Below are 3948 nucleotides of genomic sequence, written 5' to 3'. Positions count from 1 at the left end.
CCGGAGGAGGCGCAGGCTTTAGATATCACTGCAACCCAAACGCCTGCATCCCCGGCGATCTACACGCTTGCTTCGCCGAAAAATATTCAGGCACCGGCATTTGAACAGGTTTCAATGCAGAACACACCGATGTCGAAAATGTGTCAGCGCCAGCCGGACGGAAGCTGTCCGCGTGGTGACTGTCCGTGTACCTCGGAGGCATAAATAATGAGGCTTTTCCCAGAATTACAAGATAGTTCACTGGTACATTGGCTGGTGGTTGATTCCGTCCGGGTACCGGATATTACCCAACTCGTTTACCAGTATGAGAAAAACGTTGAGTTATATCGCCTGTTTGCCGGTACCCCGTTCGATCATTTAATTGAACAAAGCCCGGTGGCTTTCCGTTATAGCGGTGTGACAGAAATCGAGCGACAGCTCAAAGAAGATTTTGCACTCCGAACCAGTAGTGTGCTGTTTTCCTGTGATCCGTCTGTTGCGACTGAATCGGTCATTCAGCATTTTCAGGCACTGCTTTATGTGGTCGTTGCTGAGTCCCCGATTCTATTCCGTTATTACGCCAGCCCGATATGGAATGACGTTGCGCCAGAAACCACCGCGGAGGATCGATGTACGCTGCTGGGCCCGTGTCAGGCACTGAGTTGGGTAGACAGCCAGCAGAACGGTCATTCACTCAGACAGTTTCCCGAGGCGAAGATCGAAGCCGATTTCCAGTTACCGTACCATTTACAATCCCCCGTATTTAACGCATTGGTAGAACAACGTTATGGCTAATCCAACTGAGACACCGAAAACTTATACAATAAAACCCGGTGACTGTTTAAGTCTGCTTGCAGAGCATTTTGGTACCAAGCCGGAAATTCTCGCAAAACTGAACAGCGATCTGATTGACGATATCGATCTGATCTATGCCGGTGATACCATTATTCTGCCCGGAGAGGATGCAAACTCTGCAATCGATAACCAGCCCGGCAGCCGGGATGAGATCCCCAAGCCACCGGAAAAAGACGCCTGTGCCGGTGATCTATGCTCCGGAAAGGATACCCCGTTTACCGATATCCTGTATGTTCCGTCACACCCGACCGAAAAACAAAAACGGTTTTACGCCATTACCGATGAAGTCAAACAAGCGATTCAGGCGGAACACAAACTATTAGCAAAATCGATCGTTGAAGATCAAACCGAGACCATCCAAAACCTCAATCGCCTCGGAATTCTCTCACGCTTTTATACCAGCCCGCATGAGATGTTCCTCGAATCAGAAGATGACCTGAAGCGTTACCGTTTTCTACTCCATATGCGTAAGACGATTCGCTCCGGTGCAGCGAAAGATTATCAACACGGTGGCGAAAATGGGTTTATCGGCAGCCTTGCCGAACAAGAAGGCCTTGATACCGAGAAACTACTTAAGCGTTATGCCACATGGGAAAAGGTCAAATACTGGTTACTTGTCAGTGTCATGTGGAGAGACCCAATTGCTCAGAGATTACTGCTCACCAGTAGCAGCGTGAAAAAGTATCTCGATGAGGCGAGTAAACAAGCCTATCATCTCGAGCAAGCCAGAAAGAAATTAAAAGAAACCTTACAAGATCATCTCGACGATGAGATCGAAAAACTGGATAAGGTCGCAGAGCTTACCGCAAAAAACAAAAAGGCCGATGACGGCTCTTCTTATGTTTATGACAAAAAACTGAGTTACTTCACCAGTACGCATGAAAAAGAGATCGAGCATGCGGTAAAAGCGGTGAATCTGATACACAAGAGACGGGGGAGCGATGCAACATTGGCGCTTCATTCCCATGAGCAGGCAACAAAGAGCATTAAATATCACTGGGATCAGGAAGTTAAACAGGCGAACGAGTTTGTCAAAAGAGCTGCGGAAGCAAGGGCTGCCGGCAAATCGGATAGAACGCTTGGTCCGCCGCCATTGCTCTTTTCTCGAACTTTTGCTGAGAATCTGAATCAATTAAACTTGTATGGCTATGTTCTCAAAGAGCAATGTCTGACCATGGCTGAGCTCGAAGGCACCAGTCCGGCACACCTCGGCCCCAAAACCCTTGAGAAGAATTTTTCAGAATGGCGGAATAATAAATTCCTCACTGACAACGGACTGCCGGTCAAAATTACCGAAGGGGCAAAACTGGTCAACGACTTGCTGACCGAGCTCAAGGTCAATAAGGAAGCGTTGCACGCCACAAATATCGACGGTACCCGTAAACAGACTGAAGAAGAGCTGATTAAATCACTGCTCAGTCAGGGCTGCGCAGGGCAATGGGCCTATTACCCCTGTCTGGCGCTGGTCAAACTAGTCGATGCGACAATCACCAAGTGGATAGCCGACTTAGATGAACTGCTGGGCCTTGATAAAGATGAGCAAAACAAACGGATGCCTGCACCGGATATGTTCGGTGACTTACTGTGGCTGAAAAAGCTCGCCATGGCGCGAATTGATGCGCTGAAAACCATCGCTACATCGAGAGCCCAAAAAGGCGCCGATTCACTGCGTAATTTCTACCTCAGCGGTGATAAAATCCCAACCAGCTACCTGCTGCTCTGGGAAGAAAAAGAGTATCAACCCAAAGAGAAAAAGACCAAAGTCTTCCATAAAGAGACCGGCAAAGCCGACCTTCAGGTGGTTGAATGTGTGTTGATGTCTGAAGGAACACTCGGTTGGGTGCGAGGCCCGGCGTGGTATTTACCTAAAGACGAAAAAGACACCCTGCTGGCAAAAGGCCACCTCAGCGATATTACCACTAAGGTCGCGCTGGTCAGCCCGGCGGCTGACGGTAAAACACCGGGAAACATTAAGACCGAAGCCAATGCATTTCCGACCCTGTCTGAGGCGATGAAAGCCATCCGTACATCCATCAAAACGGATGGCGTTAAGGCATTGAAAGCGAGTATGCTGAATGGCAAGTTCCTGCTCAACCCAATCAACTTAGCCGCAGAGAAAAAATCAGAAGTATCGGCATTCTGGTCAGACAGCTATCACTGGGAAGAAGGGCTCGGGCCGGACGGCAAATCCTCTCAATATGTGGTTGATGCTTCCGCACAATTTATGCGCTTGTCTTCCAGTGTGAAGACCAACCTCAACCTCCCGTTAAGCGAATACAATAATCTCGCGGTCAATACCGATACCACTGCCGGTGGCGCACTCAATTTCACTGCGGATTTATTCCGGGCTCAATTAACGGCGAAGGCGTGGTTCCCGCTGCAACCTGAAAATGATGACCATAAAGACAAACGCCAGTTCAAGGGGAAACCACTAGCAATCCATTATCTGAAAAACGTGGATGGACAAGATAAAAAGGACATTTATGATGCCGGTGAGATGTTTATGCGCGTCTCCGCCACGATTTATGGTTTAGCAGCCGCCAGTGTCAGTATCGCCGGGAATCTTTGCTTCGGCCCGGCCACAACGAAAGCGGGTGAACTCGGTGTCCGGGGTAAGGCGATTACAACAGCGGACTATAATGCCGGTGAAATCAGCCAAGTCCGCGCAGCACCGCCACCATCCTTGCCACAGTCAGAGCAATCCGTCGGGCAAAGGGCACTCGGCACACTCAAAAAGAACTCCGCCGCACAAGCAGGAATTACCGTCGATGCCTTTGCCGGGGTTGAAGTCGGGGGAGAACTGAGTGGTGAGGTCTACTGGCGGCCACCGACGATTGACATCTCCAATAGTGCGGAGCGCGGCAAGATGATGCGCTTAGGGAGTTTAGCGGTTCAGGCAGCTGTCAGCTATGGCATCGGATTATCGGCTCAGTTCAGCATTACTTTCCACCGCGGAGCTTTATATGTGATTGCCGCAGCCAAACTGGTCTGCGGCCCCGGTGCGTCAGGCAAAGTCGCCATCGCCCTTGATGCGCTCAACGTTGACCGCTTTATTCAATGCCTGCTCGCCATGCTCAATGAATCCGGCTTTAAACGCATTGAAGCTTTCGGTGA

The 3948-nt window shown here is 49.9% G+C and carries 2 protein-coding genes and 1 pseudogene; all 3 read left to right on the top strand.

Going from position 1 to position 3948, the window contains the following annotated elements; translation table 11 throughout:
• A pseudogene (locus VR7878_RS19720) lies at nt 1-204 on the top strand (hypothetical protein); the annotation flags it as partial.
• 3 nt (nt 205-207) lie between these two features.
• Entirely contained in the window at nt 208-774 is a 567-nt protein-coding gene (locus tag VR7878_RS19715) for a DUF4123 domain-containing protein (protein ID WP_077337687.1), read from the top strand.
• Nucleotides 767-3948, top strand: a 3182-nt coding sequence (locus tag VR7878_RS19710) for a LysM peptidoglycan-binding domain-containing protein (RefSeq protein WP_077337686.1), incomplete at its 3' end; no start/stop codon positions are given. The genes VR7878_RS19715 and VR7878_RS19710, both read left to right, overlap by 8 nt.

Source organism: Vibrio ruber DSM 16370, assembly GCF_900163965.1.
Lineage (GTDB): Bacteria > Pseudomonadota > Gammaproteobacteria > Enterobacterales > Vibrionaceae > Vibrio > Vibrio ruber.
This window is presented reverse-complemented; position numbering and strand designations above follow the sequence as displayed.